This is a genomic window from Syntrophomonas erecta subsp. sporosyntropha (assembly GCF_055395365.1).
Genome location: NZ_AP042459.1, coordinates 223,826 through 243,706 on the forward strand (window position 1 = coordinate 223,826; position 19,881 = coordinate 243,706).

18 protein-coding genes are annotated in these 19,881 nt (G+C 43.2%); 1 reads left to right on the forward strand and 17 read right to left on the reverse strand.

What is annotated here, in order from left to right:
- Window positions 1-6 precede the first annotated feature (6 nt).
- The 6 genes from dapG to ACZ5Q0_RS01085 form a co-directional block, all read right to left on the reverse strand.
- Window positions 7-1,236 carry an aspartate kinase gene (gene dapG, locus ACZ5Q0_RS01060; protein WP_446819924.1) on the reverse strand — a complete coding sequence of 410 codons (1,230 nt, stop codon included), beginning with the start codon at window positions 1,234-1,236 and terminating at the stop codon, window positions 7-9.
- A 15-nt stretch (window positions 1,237-1,251) separates the two neighbouring features.
- On the reverse strand, window positions 1,252-2,262 hold the full coding sequence (locus ACZ5Q0_RS01065) for an aspartate-semialdehyde dehydrogenase (RefSeq protein WP_446819922.1): 1,011 nt from the start codon (window positions 2,260-2,262) through the stop codon (window positions 1,252-1,254).
- A 68-nt stretch (window positions 2,263-2,330) separates the two neighbouring features.
- Window positions 2,331-2,936, reverse strand: coding sequence for a dipicolinate synthase subunit B (locus ACZ5Q0_RS01070; RefSeq protein ID WP_446820742.1), 606 nt, complete (start codon window positions 2,934-2,936; stop codon window positions 2,331-2,333).
- 25 nt (window positions 2,937-2,961) lie between these two features.
- The gene (dpsA, locus tag ACZ5Q0_RS01075; RefSeq protein ID WP_464827280.1) at window positions 2,962-3,879 is read right to left on the reverse strand and encodes a dipicolinate synthase subunit DpsA; all 918 of its coding nucleotides are present in this window, start codon (window positions 3,877-3,879) and stop codon (window positions 2,962-2,964) included.
- A 203-nt stretch (window positions 3,880-4,082) separates the two neighbouring features.
- Window positions 4,083-4,883, reverse strand: coding sequence for a 4-hydroxy-tetrahydrodipicolinate reductase (gene dapB / locus ACZ5Q0_RS01080; protein ID WP_446819921.1), 801 nt, complete (start codon window positions 4,881-4,883; stop codon window positions 4,083-4,085).
- 153 nt (window positions 4,884-5,036) lie between these two features.
- Window positions 5,037-5,480 carry a hypothetical protein gene (locus ACZ5Q0_RS01085; RefSeq protein ID WP_446819920.1) on the reverse strand — a complete coding sequence of 148 codons (444 nt, stop codon included), beginning with the start codon at window positions 5,478-5,480 and terminating at the stop codon, window positions 5,037-5,039.
- Window positions 5,481-5,737: 257 nt separating this feature from the next.
- Here ACZ5Q0_RS01085 and ACZ5Q0_RS01090 point away from each other — a divergent pair, with 257 nt between their 5' ends.
- On the forward strand, window positions 5,738-7,591 hold the full coding sequence (locus ACZ5Q0_RS01090) for an Rqc2 family fibronectin-binding protein (protein ID WP_464827194.1): 1,854 nt from the start codon (window positions 5,738-5,740) through the stop codon (window positions 7,589-7,591).
- Between the two features lie 159 nt (window positions 7,592-7,750).
- Here the strand turns inward: ACZ5Q0_RS01090 and ACZ5Q0_RS01095 are convergent, their stop codons facing one another.
- The 11 genes from ACZ5Q0_RS01095 to ACZ5Q0_RS01145 all read right to left on the reverse strand — a co-directional run bounded on the left by ACZ5Q0_RS01095 (window position 7,751) and on the right by ACZ5Q0_RS01145 (window position 19,880).
- The gene (locus ACZ5Q0_RS01095) at window positions 7,751-8,044 is read right to left on the reverse strand and encodes a hypothetical protein (RefSeq protein WP_446819918.1); all 294 of its coding nucleotides are present in this window, start codon (window positions 8,042-8,044) and stop codon (window positions 7,751-7,753) included.
- 142 nt (window positions 8,045-8,186) lie between these two features.
- Window positions 8,187-8,765: an orotate phosphoribosyltransferase gene (gene pyrE, locus ACZ5Q0_RS01100; RefSeq protein WP_446819917.1), complete on the reverse strand. Its 579-nt coding sequence runs from the start codon at window positions 8,763-8,765 to the stop codon at window positions 8,187-8,189.
- Window positions 8,766-8,767: 2 nt separating this feature from the next.
- A complete protein-coding gene (gene pyrF, locus ACZ5Q0_RS01105; RefSeq protein ID WP_446819915.1) occupies window positions 8,768-9,487 on the reverse strand; it encodes an orotidine-5'-phosphate decarboxylase in 720 nt (239 codons plus the stop codon).
- Window positions 9,488-9,721: 234 nt separating this feature from the next.
- Window positions 9,722-10,660: a dihydroorotate dehydrogenase gene (locus ACZ5Q0_RS01110; protein WP_446819914.1), complete on the reverse strand. Its 939-nt coding sequence runs from the start codon at window positions 10,658-10,660 to the stop codon at window positions 9,722-9,724.
- A gap of 162 nt (window positions 10,661-10,822) precedes the next feature.
- Window positions 10,823-11,614 (reverse strand): dihydroorotate dehydrogenase electron transfer subunit, encoded by a 792-nt coding sequence (locus ACZ5Q0_RS01115; protein ID WP_446819913.1) that lies wholly within the window; start codon window positions 11,612-11,614, stop codon window positions 10,823-10,825.
- A 2-nt stretch (window positions 11,615-11,616) separates the two neighbouring features.
- Window positions 11,617-14,841 (reverse strand): carbamoyl-phosphate synthase large subunit, encoded by a 3,225-nt coding sequence (gene carB, locus ACZ5Q0_RS01120; protein ID WP_446819912.1) that lies wholly within the window; start codon window positions 14,839-14,841, stop codon window positions 11,617-11,619.
- 20 nt (window positions 14,842-14,861) lie between these two features.
- Window positions 14,862-15,926, reverse strand: a complete 1,065-nt coding sequence (locus ACZ5Q0_RS01125) for a carbamoyl phosphate synthase small subunit (protein ID WP_446819911.1) — start codon at window positions 15,924-15,926, stop codon at window positions 14,862-14,864.
- Window positions 15,926-17,224 (reverse strand): dihydroorotase, encoded by a 1,299-nt coding sequence (locus ACZ5Q0_RS01130; protein ID WP_446819910.1) that lies wholly within the window; start codon window positions 17,222-17,224, stop codon window positions 15,926-15,928. The genes ACZ5Q0_RS01125 and ACZ5Q0_RS01130 overlap by 1 nt, the downstream gene beginning before the upstream one ends.
- Window positions 17,208-18,140, reverse strand: coding sequence for an aspartate carbamoyltransferase catalytic subunit (locus ACZ5Q0_RS01135; RefSeq protein ID WP_446819909.1), 933 nt, complete (start codon window positions 18,138-18,140; stop codon window positions 17,208-17,210). Before ACZ5Q0_RS01135 ends, ACZ5Q0_RS01130 begins: the two co-directional genes overlap by 17 nt.
- Before the next feature lie 131 nt (window positions 18,141-18,271).
- Entirely contained in the window at window positions 18,272-18,823 is a 552-nt protein-coding gene (pyrR, locus tag ACZ5Q0_RS01140; protein ID WP_446819908.1) for a bifunctional pyr operon transcriptional regulator/uracil phosphoribosyltransferase PyrR, read from the reverse strand.
- Window positions 18,824-18,965: 142 nt separating this feature from the next.
- On the reverse strand, window positions 18,966-19,880 hold the full coding sequence (locus ACZ5Q0_RS01145) for an RluA family pseudouridine synthase (protein ID WP_446819906.1): 915 nt from the start codon (window positions 19,878-19,880) through the stop codon (window positions 18,966-18,968).
- Between the last annotated feature and the right edge of the window lies 1 nt (window position 19,881).

A 19,881-nucleotide genomic window follows, 5' to 3' on the forward strand; every position in this document is an offset into this window, starting at 1 on the left:
CCACCTCTATTTATTACCTAATTCAAATTTATCGTGCAGTGCTTTAACCGCCTGTTCCATATGTTCCCTTTTCAGCAGACACCAGATATTGGTATAAGAATCGCCTGATTGAAGAATAGGAATATTGCTCTCCTCCAGAGCCTCAACTACTTTGGCCATCACACCTGGAATACCAGTCATAGCAGCGCCCACTACTGCTACCTTGGCACAATGTAATTCAATATCAGGATGTAAACCTATCGTTTTCAAGACCTCTAGAGTTCTAACGGCAGCATCTTCTGCTACCGTAAACATGATCAGGTCGGGTTGAACATTTATGAAATCAACACTGATGCCAGCCAATGCTAACGATCTAAATACTTTCAACTCCAGACCTTTTTTATCCTGCAAACTCTGGGAATTTATTTTGACCTGAGCAATATTAGATGTATAGGTTATACCTGTAATAAGCCGATCACTAATAAATTTAACCGGGTCCATTGAATCATGAGTTTGATGGGTAATTAAGGTCCCCATTGATTCACTGAACGTGCATCGGATCCTTAAAGGTGTTCCGCTTTGCATAGCTATTTCAATAGCCCGCGGATGAACCACCTTGGCTCCTTCCCGGGCCAACTGGCATAGTTCATTGTAAGTAATAGCATCTAACAGGCGGGCATTATCTACAATACGAGGATCGGCAGTCATGACCCCTTCCACATCGGTAAAAATATCTATTACCTCAGCATTTAGGGCAACTCCCAGGGCACTGGCAGTAGTGTCACTTCCTCCCCGTCCTAATGTAGTCCACTCACCATTTTCCCCTATTCCCTGAAAACCAGCCACGACCGGGACAAGTCCTTCCTCCATACATTCTAAGATTTTCTTGGGGTTTACATACAGAATATGGGCTTTATTAAAGTTCCCATCAGTAACTATTCCCGCTTGTTCACCGGTAAAAAACCGGGCTTTAATACCCATAGCAGTTAGCTGGGAACTAAGAACAACCCCGGATATTAATTCACCGCAGGACATGATTATGTCCATCTCCCGCGGCTCTGGTTCGTGATTAATTTCCTTGACTAAATTAATAATAGAATCGGTGGCATAGGGATCATTTTTTCGTCCCATAGCCGAAACCACGACCACCACATTTAAACCTTCATCTCTGGTATTACGAATAATTTCGTATACCCGGGAGCGAAGTTCCTGAGTGGCCAGAGAAGTTCCGCCGAACTTCTGTACCGCGATTCTCAAATTTTTTACACCTTCCTAATAAAGGTTTTCCTTTACCACCATCTCGGCGATTTGAATAGCGTTGGTAGCTGCACCTTTTCTAATCTGATCGGCTGCTACCCATAATGCTATCCCATTGTCAGTTGATATATCCCTTCTGATTCTTCCGACAAAAACTTCATCATGACCAGAGCTATAAAGAGGCATAGGATAAAGATTTTTAGCCGGATCATCTTCAATAACCACGCCGGGAGCCCCCTGCAAAAGCTCGCGCACCTCGCCTACCGAAAGGGATTTTTCAGTTTCTAGATTGATTGATTCAGAATGACTTCTAAATACTGGTACCCTAACGGCAGTAATGGCAAGTTTTAAGTCGGGGGCATGCATAATTTTTTGGGTTTCCCATACCATTTTCATCTCTTCACGAGTGTAATCATCTTCAACAAATGTATCAATATGTGGTATTAGATTAAAAGCTATCGGATGCTGAAATACTTCTGGTTTAGCCTCCTGTCCAGCCACATAAGCCCGAACATGTGCGTCTAATTCATCCAGACCTGCTTTACCTGCTCCAGAAACAGCCTGATAGGTTGATACAATCACCCTTTTTAGCCGGGCAGCCTGATGAATAGGATTAATAGCTACTACCATAATTATGGTAGAGCAATTCGGATTGGATATGATTCCTTTATGCCAGCGTATATCTTCGGAGTTAACCTCAGGAACAACCAGAGGTACCGAATCATCCAGCCTGAATGCATAACTGTTATCAATAACTACACAGTTATTTTGCACAGCCAGGGGAGCAAGTTGTTTACTTACCTTAGTATCTACAGCAAACATAGCCAAATCTGCCGCCTTAAAGGCTTCTGCATCAGCAGCCCTGACAGTTACTTCTGTATCGGCATATTTGATTTTAGTTCCAGCTTCCCGAGGATCAGCCAGACATATCAATTCGTCTATAGGGAAATTACGTTCCTGGAAAATTTTTATCATTTCCTGCCCTACGGCACCTGTTGCTCCTACTATTGCCAGTTTTACCCCCATTGCTAAAATGTAACCTCCTGTTTATTAAAAAGTCTAAATTTTATTTTAGCACACTGTCTAACCGAGTCTCAAGACAGGCAACCTGGACCTAATAATATTGGTTGTAACTGTTTGCCTTGCAAGGCGTTTACAATAGTATCAGGTATTAACTCCATACGGGATATTAATGAACTGGCTTTTTCCATGGGATTATCCTGTCCAAAGGGGACAAAATAAATGTTTTTCATGTTTAATAACAAGCCTATATTCCTGGCATTTATACCCAGGGCATCATTAGTAGAAATGGCTATAACCACTGGTCTCGCATTTCTTAACTGAGCTTTAACCGCCATCAACGCCGGGGTATCTACTATTCCGTTAGCCATTTTTGCAATGGTATTCCCGGTAGCAGGAGCTACTATTATTATGTCCAGTAGTTTTTGAGGACCAATAGGCTCAGATCCTACAATGGTATTAATTATCGGATGTCCGGTAATTTCTGCCACTTCTTTTTTGAGATCTTCTACCCGGTAAAAGCGATTATCTGTTTCGTCAACGGTATAGGAAAATATGGAGTGGACCTCTGCACCCTGTTTTTTTAGTTCCCTCATTTGTGGAAGAACATCCCCGATCGTACAATGGGATCCCGTTAAAACCACTCCAATTTTAACTCCTTTTAATCGGGTTTCTTGCATCTCTAACAAGACTTGCACCTCCCTGTTAACCAAAAAGCAAATCCTTATCGAGCTTGGCGAGTTCACCAATAATAACCCGGGGAATAACGTCGGCTAATATTTTTCCGGCAAATACCGGAGCAACTTTACCGGGTAAACCGGGGGCTAGTATCGCTTTAAGTCCTAGAGCATTAGCAGTCTCGAAATCAGTTCCTCCTGGCTGGGCAGCCAGATCAATAATTAAAATATCAGGATTAGCATATTTTAATACATTTTTATCCAGAACCATGGCCGGTACTGTATTGAACACAATATCAGTATGGTTAAGAATTTCCCGCAACTGGGAATAATCAGCCCGCCGACATCTCATTTCATAAACCCGGGCTAGTTGACCTGGATTTCTGGCTACAACTATTACATCAGACCCTAACCCTTTTAGGGAACGGGCCAGGGTAATACCAACCCGGCCAAATCCAACTACACACGTACGGCTTCCATGGATTGTGATGGGCATTTCCTCCATAGCAATCTGTATGGCACCCTCAGCGGTAGGAATAGAATTAAGTACAGCCAATTCATCCATATCTATGATCTCTAATAAAGTAAAGTGATATTTTTGGGCCCATTCCTTTAGGAAAGGCCTGGCTGAACCAATGATTACTACAGCATTTCTAGCAATACTTTTGATGGCTTTCTCACTTAGAAGCAGATTATCCTCCGCATAAACTGCCCGTATTATACCATCGGGGCTAGTTCCTGGAAGTGGCAAAATAACTACTTCAGCATCTTTACAGGCTTCTTCAACTGAATTTACAGCAAAGGCTCCATGGGGTATTTTATCTTTAGAAAAACCTGCTACCCCAACAGTTGCCCCCATTTTTACCAATTCACATATAAGAATTAGTTCCCGATCATCTCCCCCTAATACAGCGATTTTTATTCCAGAAAGTACTGAACTCACCATCAACCCCCCTTTGGGATTTTAGTTCGTATGGCTACAATTAATAGTAGTATATGTACCCCGTTTACCTTAGGTGCTTGTCTTGCACCTGGTTTACAGCAAAAAAAATGAACAGGATGCTCTCCCGTCCATTTTATAAATGTTTATCTAAAAAGCTGCCCCTTACTTTTATTGGCTTTACTTATTAGCGGATATTTTTACTGCTTTTAGAGCAGATTATCCATACCATAAACTAATCCAGTTTGTTTGATCATCTTTTTTATGACCATGACTACTCCGGGCATAAAACTGATCCGGTCATATGAATCATGCCGAATAGTAAGACTTTGCCCTGCTCCGCCAAAAATAATCTCCTGGTGGGCTATTAAACCTGGTAGTCTCACGCTATGAATACGAATATTATCTACATCTCCTCCCCGGCAACCAGCTATTTTTTCGTACTCTCCGGCATTTTTCGGCGGCATTAGTGAACGATTTTGGCTAATAAGTTCTGCGGTTTTAATAGCCGTACCTGAAGGTGCATCCATTTTTTGATCATGATGTAATTCAATAATTTCAACATCCGGAAAGTAGCGGGCTGCTTCCTGGGCAAATTTCATCATCATTACCGCCCCAATAGCAAAGTTAGGTATTACGGCAACGCCTACCTGGTTTTCTACCGCCAGTTTCTCCAACTGTTTCAATTCCACTTCATTTAATCCGGTAGTGCCAATTACACAGGTTATTTTATTTTGCAAAGCCGTTCTGGCATTATTAAAGACCGCTTGCGGGTTGGTAAAGTCGACCATGACATCCGGCTTTACCCTGGCGATTAATTCATCTAAATCATTGTCTACCTGGTTGGAATATCCTTTAAAACCGCTAATCTCATCTATAGTTTCGCCGCGGGCCTTAACATCTACCGCCCCACAAAGATCTAATCCCTTATCATTAATTATCGCTTTTACTGTTTCCCGGCCCATTTTTCCTAAAGCGCCCGCAACTATTACCCTGATTGTTTCTGCCATGATCGTAAACCTCCCCTTTTCTACTAACATTAGTTTTAAGTGTTATACATTTTATTATCCTAGTCAAGATTTGATATATTTCCCTGCAACTCACCCTGTTATTTGTTTCCTGCATTCACTCCTATGCCGGGCACGTTACGGTAAACTTGGGAATCAGCACCCGAATGGATTTTTTATATGACTGTACTGGCGGGCTTTTTCCAGGACATACTTACAAACCTCCTGCTCAGTTCGCTTTTCCGTAAAAGTCATGAAACCCGGATACTTAAGACCCTTACTAAGTACCTCCATAAACTGGCTACAATATTTTATTTCCATTGCAATACAATTAACTAAATCTTCCTGCAGCTCTGTATGGGAATATAATCGCTTCAAATCAGCGATTATAGAGGTTTCCTGGTTTTGTAAGGCTACGCGAGCCACCTGGAGGAGCAGCTCATGCTTTTTCTGATCATATTCAAGAAATTTATATATCAAGTGCTTTCTTTTTTTATTACGGGCCAACAGTATTTCCCTGCTTATATCCCTTTTCTCTTGTTCCAGAACGGCTACTTTTTCTATGGCATTGCGGTATATGGTGGTTACCATCGGGTTCAAATAAAGACCTCCTTTTATGCTGAGCTTTTTTTTACCTTTCTTACATTTTTATTTTTATTACAGTCATGATTGTGGAGAAAATGCTTATATTTTCCGGTTTATTCACACAATCATTAAAGTGTCTATTTCTGGTTCAACTGAATTACGGTAACCTTCCCCTACCTGGACATACCCCTACCTTGCTTTATTTACTACTATTTTAGACCTGCATTTATAATATTTATAGCCGGGGTAATATTCTATTGCCTATATGCTAAATGGAAATAAGCTTTACTAAGTGCTATACTGGTCCTGTCTACAAGTTAAGGGAGGAAAACCGGATGCCTTTTGATGGCCTGACTATACACGCACTAGTAGAAGAATTAAACCCTGCTCTGGAAAATGCCCGAATAGATAAAATACACCAACCCGAAAAAGACGAGCTTGTACTTAGTCTAAGACATCCCCGCAGTGGTTCAGCACGCCTGGTAATTTCGACTAAACCGCGCTGGGCACGCCTACACCTGAGCACTGATAAACGTCCTAACCCTACATCCCCTCCTTCTTTCTGCATGCTGCTTCGTAAATACCTGGAAGGAGGTAAAATTGTATCCTTTCAACAAATAAATTTTGATCGAATTGTGCATATAACCATTGAAGCTTTAGATGATTTCCGGGAATGGAAACCACGCCTGCTTATTTGCGAATTAATGGGACGTCATTCCAATATTATTCTAGTTAATCCTGAAACTGGATTAATCATGGATGCTTTAAAAAAATTTGGTAGTGAGAGCAATTCCTGCCGGGAAATTCTACCTGGTAAAGAATACCTTTCTCCTCCTGCCCAGAATAAACTAAACCCACTCACCATTAGCCCGGGGGAATTCTATCAAGCTATGTGGCAGCAATCTGGAAAAAAGGTAAGTACAGCAGTTTTTGAAACCGTATCAGGAATAAGCCCCTTTTCCTCACGTCAAATATGTGGCTCGGTTCAGATTTCCCCAGATTATCCTGTTGATGAATGTGGCGAATATGAACTTAGTACCCTCTACCAGCAGATTAACCGGCTAGTTGAAAAACCGGATTATGATTTAACCGGATACATTCTTTACCAGGGGGAAGAACCGCTGGAGTTTGCCCCCTATCCAATAACTATATTGGATGCGAAAGCACCTACCTCTATTATAGAAACTCCTTCTATCAATCAGGCTTGTGACTATTTTTACCGGACTAAATTAGATTTAATGCGCCTGGATAGTACTAAAGTAAATTTGTCTCGCCAGGTCAGAAGCTGGCTGGAAAAATCCTGTAAAAAGCTCTTTCACCAGGAAAGCGACCAGGCTCAGGCCAAGAGTAATGATATATACCGTACCTGGGGAGAACTGCTTACTACTTATGCCCATCAACTTCAAAAAGGACTACGACAGGCTGCCTTACAGGATTTTTATACCGGGGAGATGGTTGATATTGCCCTTGACCCCCGTTTTACCCCTATACAAAACGCCCAACGCTATTTTAAGACTTATAATAAAAGCCGCACTGCTTTAATTCACCTGGAAAAATTGATAGCGGATACCCGGGAGGAAATTAATTATTTAGAATCTGTTCTGGTAGCTATTGACCAGGCGGAAAATCGGGCGCAAATTGCAGAAATAGTAGAAGAATTAGAAAAAGAAGGTTACCTTAAAGGAAAAAGAGGCCGTTCTAAAACCAAACCCGAAAAAAGCCAACCTAGAAAATATGTTAGTTCAGATGGGTATGAAATATGGGTGGGTAGAAACAACCGTCAAAATGATGTGCTCACTTTAAAACTGGCCGATCGGCATGATCTATGGCTGCATACTAAAGAGATACCAGGCACTCATGTCATTATTCGTTTACCTAATAAGTCTGGATCTATTGAAGATATCCCTGATAGTACTTTGGAGGAAGCCGCTATCCTGGCTGCTTATTTCAGCAAAGGTAACCAATCCGAAAAGGTAGCCGTAGACTATACATTTCGGGCAAATGTCCACAAACCTTCCGGGGCCAAACCAGGTATGGTTATATATGAAAACTACTGGACTATATTAGTTAATCCCCATTCTCAGCAGGCCCAAACTATCTTATCATCCGGGCAGGAAAAAATCTGATCAAGGATTAATCAGCTGGGAAACTAGGGGTTTTAATTCTGTCATATGACGGAACAGAATAGTTCAAGAATTTTATAGCGATTGTTAATGTGGCTCAGTTAAACCAACTTGGCCATGTTAATCAGTATTTTATACCAACCCCTGCCAGGCTATTACCATCTATTTCACACTAATAGACCCATCATCATTCCTGATAACCTGGCTATCTTCCTCCAGAATATAAATTTTGTTATTAAGCCTGTCAATGGCTACCTCCCGGTTAATCAATGTGGTTATTTCTGAGGGAGTAGCCAGGGTACGTATCTGTACACCATTATCATACATTTGAATATGCAAAGTTCTTCCCGCACGTTCTACAGTGTCCTCCACGTGTTGTCTATAGGGTTTAAGAAAAACATATTTGTAGCCGCCCTCAACAAATTTCAATTCCTGACCATTTAAAAAAACCCGCAACGGCCTACCTCCTGTTCATGGCTAATCACTACCACAATAGTAGGGTAGAGAATATATTCTACCCCTATGCCTCCCCTCCCTTTGGCCCCCTTTTAAAGAATGCTAAAGGAAGGGGTATTTTCATTAAGTAAATGAGCTGTTCTTAAGCCGTACGACTGCCTGGTTTGATAACGGGTAGTTTACCTTCTTTACAGAGAGGGCACCCGAAAGATTCCCACGATTCAATATTCATAGTCAAAACAGAGGTCATTTTCACTCCGAAATCAACTTTTCCGCCACTGCGATCTACCAACACCCCTACCCCAACGACAATTCCTTCACAGGCTTTTACTACATCAATTACTTCTCGTACAGACCCCCCAGTAGTAACTACATCCTCAACAACCACTACCCTTTGACCAGGTTTTATAGTAAAACCACGTCTCAGTACCATTTGGCTATCCTGACGTTCTGTAAATATGCCTGGAACTGCTAGCTGACGCGCTACTTCGTAAGCAACGATAATTCCACCCATAGCCGGCCCAACTACTAGTTCCACCTCATCGTTCTGAAAACTTTCTGCCAGGTGTCGGGCTAATTTTTCAGTATAGGCAGGATATTTAAGTACCTGAGCACACTGCATATATTGATTGCTGTGTCTTCCTGAAGTTAATAGAAAATGACCCTCCAGTAAAGCCCCTGAATCGCTAAAAATTTTGATTGCTTCCTCTCTATTAAGCATTTTTATTCCTCCAGTTCATCGATGATTTTCTGCGCCGCCTCCCGAGGATCATTAGCTGCAGTAATAGGTCTGCCAATGACCATATAGTCAGCACCTAAATCGAGTGCCTGCCGGGGGGTGGTGATGCGTTTCTGGTCATTAGTTTCCGCCCAGGCCGGTCTTATTCCTGGTGTAACTATGAGAAAATCATTTCCACATGTTTGCCGTATAATAGATATTTCACGGGGGGAACAAACCACCCCATTTATCCCACTTTCTTTGGCCATGGCTGCCCAACGGCCTACCACTTCCTCTAACTGCAACCCGGAAATAAGCATATCCTTTTCTAACTCCAGTTGAGATATGCTGGTCAACACTGTCACCGCCAGGGTTAAGGGAGGTTTAGTATGTAACTTTTCTGATTCTTCTGCTACTGCACTGGCTGCCCGGTCCATCATTTCTCTGCCACCAGCCGCGTGAACATTGAACATAAAGCACCTTAGTCTAGTCATCACCCGTGCAGCTGCTGCCACAGTATTAGGTATATCATGAAACTTTAGATCTACAAAAACCTTTCCCCCCAGGTTTTGAATACGTTCTACAATCCCAGGGCCGCTACTGTTATATAACTGCATCCCAATTTTATACGCACCTATCATACCGGACAGCTGCTCTACCAGTTTAAGAGCTTCCCTTTCACCATCCACATCCAGTGCTACAATGATTCTATCTCTGGCCTGCAAATGACTACCTCCTTTTTCTAATCCCACCAGGGTTTTACAAGACCCCCTTCCCTACTGAGTCCTTAAGTTTATTAGACCAAACTAGGCCAATTTCTACAGGTTAAAACAACTTATCTTCCAACACCCGACTTGATAAGATCTAAGCTAACACAAACTATGAAATGGGGGCTAGATCCAGTTTATCATTAATATAAAGCCCCCTTAGAGTACTTTAAGTCCACGTTAAATAACTATCTAAATATGGGCCACCCCAATTAACTCCTTGACCGACCTGATTGAATTTTCCTGGAGATACAACGTAAGATCTTCCACCAGCTGCTTAGATACACAAGGGTTGATAAAGTTAGCAGTACCAACTGATACTGCAGTTGCACCCACCATGATGAATTCCAGGGCATCCTGATAGTTGATTATTCCACCCCCACCCAGGATAGGCAATTTAACCTGATTGTATACCTGATAAATCATCCTTAATGCCACCGGTTTTATTGCTGGCCCTGATAAACCACCAAAGATATTAGCCAGAAAAGGCCGGCGATTTTCAATATCCACCGCCATACCCATTAAGGTATTAATCATGGATAAGGCATCGGCCCCACCAGCTTCCGCCGCCCTGGCTATCGCTACGATATCGGTAACATTGGGCGATAATTTAGGAAGAACCGGTAAAGCAGTCTCCTTTTTGACCGCTGCTACCACCTTGTAAACTGTATCTGGATCAGTACCAAATTGCATACCACCCTGCTTAACATTAGGACAGGAAATATTTAGTTCTATAGCTGCCACCCCGGTACTTTTTTCGATACGCCTGGTTATCTCCGCATATTCTTCTACGGTATTGCCGGCAATATTAGCGATAACTGTAACATTACGTTCGCAAAGGTAAGGAAGATGTTCAGTTAAAAAAGCATCTATACCCGGGTTTTCCAGTCCAATTGCATTGAGCATCCCCGCAGGAGTCTCAATAATTCGCGGAGTAGGATTACCCGGACGAGGCGTCAAGGTGGTTCCCTTGACAATTACCCCACCAATAGCAGGCAGGTCTACAAAATCCTCATACTCTCTTCCATAGCCAAAGGTACCGGAAGCAACGCAAACAGGATTGTCCAATTGCAATCCCCCCAGGTTTACACTTAAATCTGGAATCTCAATATTACTAGGATCTTTTTTCAATTGTTTACCTCCCTTCCAATTTATCCGGGAAGAATTCTTAACTAAAACTTAACATAGGAATAATCAGATGTTAAATTAACTTCGCTATAATGTTATTGTTGGTAAAAACTTCGGCTTAATGTAATTTTTATAACTCGTGAATGATAGCTGTGTTCACAGCTATCATTTTTTATACAGGCAAACATCCTGCATATTAAATACCGGACCATCATGACACACTTTTACATAGTATTCATCTTCAGGCTTAAGTTTACGAGCACAGCCCAGACAAGCCCCTACTCCACAAGCCATATATTCTTCCAGGGAAACCTCTCCAGGTAAACCATATTCCCGGCAATAGTCAGCCACAGCCGCCATCATAGGTTCAGGTCCGCAGGTATATACATAATCAATTTCAGTAGGATTAATTTTTTTCCATAATAAATCGGTGACCAGGCCTTTAAACCCGGCGCTGCCATCCATGGTGGCAGGCAAAAAATCGATTCCTATGGCACGGAATTTTTCGAAGGCTGCCAATTGCCGCCGGTTTTCCATACCGTGGAAAACCTTCACCTGGCAATGCTGCTCCTTTAATACCCGGGCCAGGTAGACTAGAGGAGCAATACCTACTCCTCCACCTACCAGAACAACATTTTTACCGCTTCCCGGAAGGGAAAAGCCCTGTCCCAGCGGCCCCATTACATCCAGGTAATCCTTGGTACGAACCCGGGTAAGCATATCTGTTCCTTCCCCTACTCTTTTGTACAACAGGGTAATGCTCCCTAGCTTTTTATCTACATCGCACAAACTTAGCGGTCTTCTTAGTAAAGGTTGATTATATACTCCCGGTTTTACATGAATGAATTGACCTGGCTGGCAAAGAGGAGCAATTTTAGGACTAATAAACTCTATCTCGTACATATCATCACTGATCTGATTATGACGAATAACCAAACCATTTTCTATGCCTGGCATGTTTATAACCTCCCCTGATGGTGCGCTACATACTCTTGTAGTGATCCGACCTCCAGGTTGGCCAGATGTTCACCTTCCCGAATAACCTCCCGTAAAACCCGCAAGGTATCTAGTGAAGTCAAACATGGTACGCTTAATTCAACGGCGGCCCGGCGAATCTGAAATCCATCAGAATAAGGCCTTCTGCCATGAGTAAGCGTATTTACACAGCAATCCACCCGGCCTTCACGGATAAGATCTACTATATTAGGCGAACCCTCTTTAATTTTTTTGACTGGCTCCACTTTAACACCGGCTTTTCGCAAAGCATCTGCTGTTCCCTCAGTGGCAAACAACCGGAACCCCAGGCTTTCAAAATCCCTGAGGATAGGAACTGCCTCATCCTTGTCCTTGTCTGCGATTGTTGCTACAATATTTCCCTGCTGGGGTATTTCTACCCCGGCAGCAATTAATCCTTTATATATAGCTGTTTTAAGTGAATAATCAATACCCATGACCTCGCCGGTGGATTTCATCTCCGGCCCCAGAGTAATATCTACATTTTCCAGCTTGTTAAACGAGAATACCGGAACTTTTACAGCATAATAGTCAGGCTGGAGCTGCAGTCCATCTTTATAGCCCAGTTCTCCTAAATTCATGCCTAACATGATTTGTGTAGCCAGCTTAACTAGAGGTACACCAGTTACCTTACTTATGAAAGGTACTGTCCGGCTGGAACGCGGGTTTACTTCCAGTACGTACAGCTCCCCCTGGTACTCTACGAATTGAATATTAATAAGCCCTTTGATACCCAGTTCCAGGGCTAGTTTACGCGTATAGTCCACTACTTTATCCTGGATTTCCTGGGTAATATCGTAAGCAGGAAATACCGCCATACTATCACCGGAGTGGACCCCGGCACGTTCTATATGCTGCATAATACCGGGAATCACCACATCAGTTCCATCACAAACCGCGTCTACTTCGATCTCCTTACCCAGCAAATATTTATCAACCAGCACAGGATGTTCCTTATTAACATTAACAGCTGTTTCCATATATTTTCTTAGTTCATTATTATTGTAGACAATTTCCATGGCCCGACCACCCAGTACATAAGATGGTCTTACCAAAGCCGGAAACCCGATATTTTCTGCTGCTTTAACGGCATCTTCTACTGAGAATACAGTCTTTCCAGGTGGACGAGGAATCCCCAGTTGTTCAACCAGCATATCAAAACGATCCCGATCTTCAGCCCGGTCAATGCTATCATAACTGGTTCCTAAAATTTTTACCCCCGCCTCATGTAAGGGAGCAGCCAGATTAATAGCAGTCTGGCCTCCAAATTGTACAATAACCCCTTCTGGCTGCTCTTCAGCAATAATATTCATAACATCTTCCAAAATAAGGGGTTCAAAATATAGCCGATCAGAGGTATCAAAGTCGGTACTTACTGTTTCCGGGTTGTTATTAACGATGATGGCCTTGGCACCGATTTCTCGCAAAGCCCACACGCAATGAACTGAACAGTAATCAAATTCAATGCCTTGTCCGATGCGGATGGGGCCAGAACCTATAACCAGCACTTTTTGGGCATTGGGATCATGGGTGGCTTCATTTTCCTCCTCATAGCAGGAATAGAAATAAGGGGTATTCGCGTCATATTCGGCGGCACAGGTATCAACCAATTTATAGGTTGGATTTATGGCCATTTGCCTGCGCAGGGAACGCACTTCTTTTTCTGATACACCCTTAATCTCAGCAATTTCTATATCGGAAAAACCAAGCTTTTTAGCTTCTTTTAATAGTTCGGCTGTTAGCTCTTTTTCCTTGATAAGGAATGAAAAATCAATAATGTTTTTAATTTTTTTGAGAAAATATTTATCAATACGGGTTATTTCCCAGATCTCTTCTATGGAAAATCCCCGGGTAAAAGCCTCGGCAATGATAAACATCCGCTCATCATCAGCATTTTTTAAACGATCACGTAAACTTTGATCATCAATTTCCACTAGTTCAGGCAGGCATAAACCGGTAAGTCCGATTTCCAGTGAGCGGATAGACTTTAAAAAAGCCGCTTCAAAACTACGGTCAATAGCCATTACCTCACCGGTTGCTTTCATTTGGGTACCTAGACGCCGGTCACCAAAGACAAACTTGTCAAAGGGCCAGCGCGGAACCTTTAAAACCACATAATCTACAGCCGGTTCAAAACAAGCCGTGGTCTTACCTGTAACCGCATTGGGGATTTCATCCAGGTTATAACCGATAGCAATTTTAGTAGTTACCCTGGCAATAGGGTATCCAGTAGCCTTAGAAGCCAGTGCACTGGAACGGCTTACCCGGGGATTAACTTCAATGACGTAGTACTTCTTGCTAAACGGATCCAGAGCATACTGCACATTACAACCACCGGCAATTTTTAAAGAACGAATAATTTTAAGAGAAGCTGCCCTTAACATCTGGTATTCTTCATCAGTTAAAGTCTGTGCCGGAGCTACTACTATGCTATCTCCCGTATGGATGCCTACCGGATCAATATTCTCCATGCTGCATATGGTTATACAGTTGTCATTAGCATCTCTCATTACTTCGAACTCTATTTCCTTAAAACCAGCTACACTTCTTTCAATTAACACCTGTTTTATAGGGCTGTTTTTTAATCCTTTAGTTGTAATCCGGCGCAGTTCATTCTCATTATAAGCAGTACCTCCACCAGTTCCTCCCAGGGTGTAGGCGGGCCGGACAATAACCGGGTAACCAATCCCTTCAGCAAAAGCAACTGCCTCCTCTACCGTATGGACAATATCACTCTCGGGAATTGGTTGACCTATTTCCATCATAGTCTTTTTAAATAGCTCTCTATCCTCGGCTCTTACTATGGCATCCAGGGGCATACCCAGTAAAGGGACTCCCGTCTTTTTTAGAATACCGGCTTTATCCAGAGCCAGGGCCATATTCAAACCTACCTGCCCGCCTAGATTGGCGATAATACCATCTGGCTTCTCTTTAGCTAGTATTTTGGTCACAGTGTCAACGGTGATAGGTTCAATATACACATGATCGGCAATATTAGTATCGGTCATAATGGTAGCCGGGTTGCTGTTAAGTAAAACAACTTCGATTCCTTCCTCTTTAAGAGCCTGACAGGCCTGGGTTCCAGCATAATCAAATTCAGCCGCCTGTCCAATAATAATAGGGCCGGATCCGATGACCATAATCTTTTTTAATCCTTGTATCAGGGGCATATAATCTCCTCCATCACAAATTATAATTGGTTAACAAATCGATCTAGGAAGAAACCGGTATCACTATAGCCGGGATAACCTTCTGGATCAAACTGAACCGAAGATACCGGTAACCTACGGTGCCTGATACCTTCAATACTGTTGTCGTTTACACTACGCATAGTAACCTCTAACTCAGTACCTTCTAACGAATCTTCATTTATAATGAACCCGTGGTTTTGGGTGGTAATATAAATACGGTTATTTTCCAGATTACGTACCGGGTGATTAGTTCCCCGATGGCCAAAACTAAGGCGTTGTGTTCCGGCCCCCATAGCCACAGCTAATATCTGATGTCCTAACCCTATGCCAAACATGGGTTTTTCCCCCACCAGGTCTTTACAGCTCTGAATAACATACGGTACCGCTTGAGGATCACCGGGTCCATCAGAAATAACAATCCCGTCCGGTTTTAAACGCATAATCTCACATGCCTTAGTGTCGGCTGGAACGGCTATAACTTCACATTCACGTCGATTAAATGAGTCAATAACCCCTCGTTTAGTGCCTAAATCAACTAATACCACCCGCTTATTACCATAGCCAAACTTCATAGTATTTCTACGGGTAACATAACGAACCTGGTCTCCCTGTAAATTGCTAGCCGCCTTTTCCGCCCGGGTAATCAACCAATCCAGATTACCCAGATTATCAGTGATAACCCCTCCCATAACCCCATTAGACCTGATAGCGCGGGTTAATGCCCGGGTGTCCACTTCGGTAAGTACGGCAATTTCACTTTTATTAAGAAAAGTAATCAGATCTATTTCCATTTCATAATGACTGGGAAAATCAGTAGCCTCCCGCAAGACCAGGCCCTTAACCATAGCCCCTTTGGAGGCAAATCCCTTTTCATTGAAACCTACGTTGCCTACCAGAGGATAAGTCATAACTACAATCTGACCATAGTAAGACGGATCAGTAATAATATCCTGGTAACTGATCATAGCAGTACTAAATACAATTTCACCTTCTGCCAGCAGACAATCATTAAGCAATTTACCCTCAAACACCCGGCCATTTTCTAGTACTAGATACCCTTTCATCACTTCATCTCTCCTTGCATTATTGTGCCCTTAAGGGCAACCTGCCTGCCTGCTACTATGGTCGCATGCGGCCAACCTTTAAATTCTCTTTCTTTAAAGGGGGTATTTTTACCCCGGGAATAAAACTTCTTAGTATCTACCGATTTTACCATCTCCGGATCAATAATAGTCAAATCGGCTACACTCCCCGGGGATAGTGTGCCCCGGTCCAGGCTTAAAATCCCAGCAGGTCCGATCGTAAATAGTTCAATCATATGGGTTAGAGAAATTCGTCCTTCTGCTACTAGACTCATCAAGGCCGGAATGGCTGTTTCCAAACCGGAAATACCATTGGCAGCCAGTTCGAACTCGCAGTCTTTACTTTCCAGATGATGGGGGGCATGATCAGTAGCTATACAATCTATAGTACCATCATTAAGTCCCTCTATTAATGCGTCTACATGCTCTTGTGAACGCAAAGGCGGATTGACCTTGGCATCAGTATTATAGGAACCCAGTAACTCATCCGTAAGTAAAAGGTGGTGGGGAGTTGCCTCACAAGTAATCAGCACCCCCTCTGCTTTGGCCTGTCGTACCATCTCCACAGCCCCCGCGGTAGAAATATGGCAAATATGCAGCCGGGCACCAGTGAGACGCGCCAATAGTATATCCCGGGCTACCATAACCTCCTCGGCCTCAGCCGGAATACCTTTTAATCCATAAATGGTGGAATAAAAACCTTCATGCATTAATCCACCCCGGGAAAGACTTGGTTCCTCACAATGTGATAAGACGGGAATATCGAACATTCGGGCGTAATCCAGGGCATTACGCATGATATTAGACTTTTCAACTGATTTACCATCATCAGATATAGCTATACATCCGGCTGCTACCAGTTCAGCTATTTCAGCCAGTTCTTTTCCCTCTTGATTTTTAGATATTGCCCCTATAGGGTGAACATTGACTACTCCGGCTCGTTGGGCCCGTTCACGAACAAAAGAGGCTACCGCAGCATTGTCTATAACTGGACTAGTATTAGGCATGCAACAGACAGTAGTGAATCCACCCGCAGCCGCAGCCCTGGTTCCAGAAGCTATATCTTCTTTATATTCAAAACCCGGCTCCCGTAAATGAACATGCATGTCAATAAACCCAGGACACACTAACTTCCCCTGGGCTTCAAGAATCTCACCATCGGAAATGCTTAAGCCTGCTTCAACCGCTTTAACTAGCCCATCCTCTATCAGTACATCCCGTATTTCATTTATGTCATTGGCCGGATCAATCACTTGTCCACCTTTAATTAGTAATTTCATCCCTGGAACCCCCCATCATCAGGAATAACAAAGCCATACGTACTGCTACCCCGTTAGTAACCTGCTCATTTATTACCGCCGGGCCGAAATCAGCAATTTCACTAGATATCTCTATTCCTCGGTTCATGGGACCGGGATGTAACACTAGCACATCATCTTTCGCCCGGGTGAGATGCTCCGGCCTTAACATATAAAGATTGGCATATTCATCCAGAGAAGGAAACAGGCCGCTTTGCTGACGTTCCCTCTGTATACGCAGCACATTAATCACATCGACTCCCTTAAGAGCCTGGTCCATGCTATAGTAGCTTTTTACCCCTAGCCTGTCTAAACCTGGTGGTATTAAGGTGGATGGTCCAACCACCCGTATTTCACAGCCAAACTTACTGAGACCATAGATGTTGGAACGGGCTACCCGGCTATGCAGTATATCTCCGACAATAGCCACCTTTAAGCCCTCCAGAGTCCCTTTATATTGTTTTATAGTAAACAGATCTAGTAAAGCCTGAGTAGGATGCTCATTAGTCCCATCCCCGGCATTGATGACCGCCATTGAAGTATTGCGGGCCACATAATGAGGGGTTCCGCTCATAGAGTGGCGGATAACAACCAAATCAAACCCCATAACCTCCATGGTCTTGATGGTGTCTTTGAGGCTTTCACCTTTTTGCACACTACTGGTAGAAACAGCTAGATTGACAGTATCAGCAGAAAGGTATTTCCCAGCTATCTCAAATGACGTACGCGTACGCGTACTATTTTCATAAAATACAGTAACCATGGCCTTTCCCCGCAGAGTAGGTACCTTTTTAATGTCCCTTTTTATAATATCTTTCATGGGAACGGCAGTATGCAAAATAAACTCAATTTCTTCCCGGCTTAAGTCTTTTAATCCTAGTAAATCTTTGCGCTCCACTTAAACCTCTGCCTCCTTTCAATTGACACCAAAATTAAAAAGCCTTCCTCGCCGGGCCAGCAAGGAAGGCTCCTTCTTGTTCGCGGACATTCCCTTGCTGGCCTCTCGGGACCATATTAAAGGGGATTTAACTATTCGTCCACAATCTCTTGTATAACCACCTCATCTTTTCCATCGATCTCCTCAATCATTACGGAAATGTTTTCCTGTCTGGAGGTGGGAACGTTTTTACCAATGAAATCGGCTTTTATAGGTAACTCCCTGTGCCCCCGGTCCACCAGGACCGCCAATTGGATGCATTTGGGCCGCCCCAGATCTATTAAAGCATCCATGGCTGCTCGAATAGTTCTACCTGTATAAAGCACATCATCAACCAAAACTATGTTCATACCATTTATGTTAAAATCCACCTCAGTGCGGTGAACCTGTGGTTGCGAAGCCAGAGTCGTTAAATCATCCCGGTAAAGGGTAATATCTAAAATACCTACCGGTACTTTTATCCCTTCGATCTCAGAAATACGAGCAGCAAGCCGCTCCGCCAGAGGCCCCCCCCGTCTCCGGATACCTACCAAGGCTACCCTCTCTACCCCTTTATTTTTTTCGATTATCTCATGGGATATACGGGTTAATACCCTCTTAATTGCCATGGCATCCATGATGGTATTCTTATCTCGCAGTTTCATATGCCATCCTCCTAATCTGCCATACAACAATGCCTGCCAGTCCCGAAGGCCATGGCAGGCATACTTTTCCCGTCATCCTTGCTAGCCTCACGGGGCCAACTTAAAGGTTCTTACATGATTCTAATCAAGCCGCCTATTTATGTCAATCGGAAATCTTTAATTTATTAAGTATACAAGACATTTCTATAGGAAGATCTGACCTAAATTCCATATATTTTCCGGCAGTTGGGTGTTCAAAACCCAGCAGGTGCGCATGCAATGCCTGGGAGGTGAACCCCAGATGCTGCTTATGTGGACCGTATAAAGGATCTCCTACAACCGGATGGCCAATATAGGAAAAATGTACCCTAATCTGGTGGGTTCTCCCTGTCATCAGTTTTATTTTTACCAGGGTATATTGACTAAAACGATCCATTACCTGGTAATGGCTTATCGCAGAACGTCCTTCCGGAACTACCGCCATCTTTTTCCTATCCTGACGGCTCCTGCCAATAGGAGCATCTACAGTCCCCACATTCTCCTGAATGGTTCCATGGACCAGAGCGATATATTCTCGGTTCACAGAGTGATCCTTAATTTGTCTGGCCAGGTGACGATGAGCATAATCATTTTTAGCGACTACCATAACCCCTGAGGTATCTTTATCCAGGCGATGGACAATACCTGGCCTTATTTCCCCATTAATACCGGATAAATCCCTTATGTGGTATAACAGAGCATTAACTAAAGTGTTATCCCAATTGCCATGGGCAGGGTGAACTACTAATCCCTTCGGTTTATTAATCACCGCCAGGTCCTTATCCTGGTAAATAATCGTAAGAGGAATAGGCTGTGGTTCCAAGGAAACAGCACTGGGCTGGGGAATTTCTACGCTAATTTCTTCCCCTTCCTTTACCCGGTAGCCTGGTTTTTTTACCTGGCCGTCTACCGAAAGTTTACCGGAAGTAATAATATCTTTAACCATGGAGCGCGATAAATCTTCCCGGCTCTCCGCTACAAAAATATCCAATCTATCGCCTTCCGCTTCTTCTGGCACTAGTAGGGTTACCTTTTTCATA

Excerpts from the sequence above, each read along its gene's own strand:
- ACZ5Q0_RS01065 (WP_446819922.1), bottom strand. The coding sequence starts at position 2,262 with ATGGGGGTAAAACTGGCAATAGTAGGAGCAACAGGTGCCGTAGGGCAG.
- ACZ5Q0_RS01070 (WP_446820742.1), bottom strand. The coding sequence starts at position 2,936 with ATGCAAGAAACCCGATTAAAAGGAGTTAAAATTGGAGTGGTTTTAACG.
- dpsA (WP_464827280.1), bottom strand. The coding sequence starts at position 3,879 with ATGGTGAGTTCAGTACTTTCTGGAATAAAAATCGCTGTATTAGGGGGA.
- dapB (WP_446819921.1), bottom strand. The coding sequence starts at position 4,883 with ATGGCAGAAACAATCAGGGTAATAGTTGCGGGCGCTTTAGGAAAAATG.
- ACZ5Q0_RS01090 (WP_464827194.1), top strand. The coding sequence starts at position 5,738 with ATGGAAATAAGCTTTACTAAGTGCTATACTGGTCCTGTCTACAAGTTA.
- pyrE (WP_446819917.1), bottom strand. The coding sequence starts at position 8,765 with ATGCTTAATAGAGAGGAAGCAATCAAAATTTTTAGCGATTCAGGGGCT.
- ACZ5Q0_RS01115 (WP_446819913.1), bottom strand. The coding sequence starts at position 11,614 with ATGCCAGGCATAGAAAATGGTTTGGTTATTCGTCATAATCAGATCAGT.
- carB (WP_446819912.1), bottom strand. The coding sequence starts at position 14,841 with ATGCCCCTGATACAAGGATTAAAAAAGATTATGGTCATCGGATCCGGC.
- ACZ5Q0_RS01125 (WP_446819911.1), bottom strand. The coding sequence starts at position 15,926 with ATGAAAGGGTATCTAGTACTAGAAAATGGCCGGGTGTTTGAGGGTAAA.
- ACZ5Q0_RS01130 (WP_446819910.1), bottom strand. The coding sequence starts at position 17,224 with ATGAAATTACTAATTAAAGGTGGACAAGTGATTGATCCGGCCAATGAC.
- pyrR (WP_446819908.1), bottom strand. The coding sequence starts at position 18,823 with ATGAAACTGCGAGATAAGAATACCATCATGGATGCCATGGCAATTAAG.
- ACZ5Q0_RS01145 (WP_446819906.1), bottom strand. The coding sequence starts at position 19,880 with ATGAAAAAGGTAACCCTACTAGTGCCAGAAGAAGCGGAAGGCGATAGA.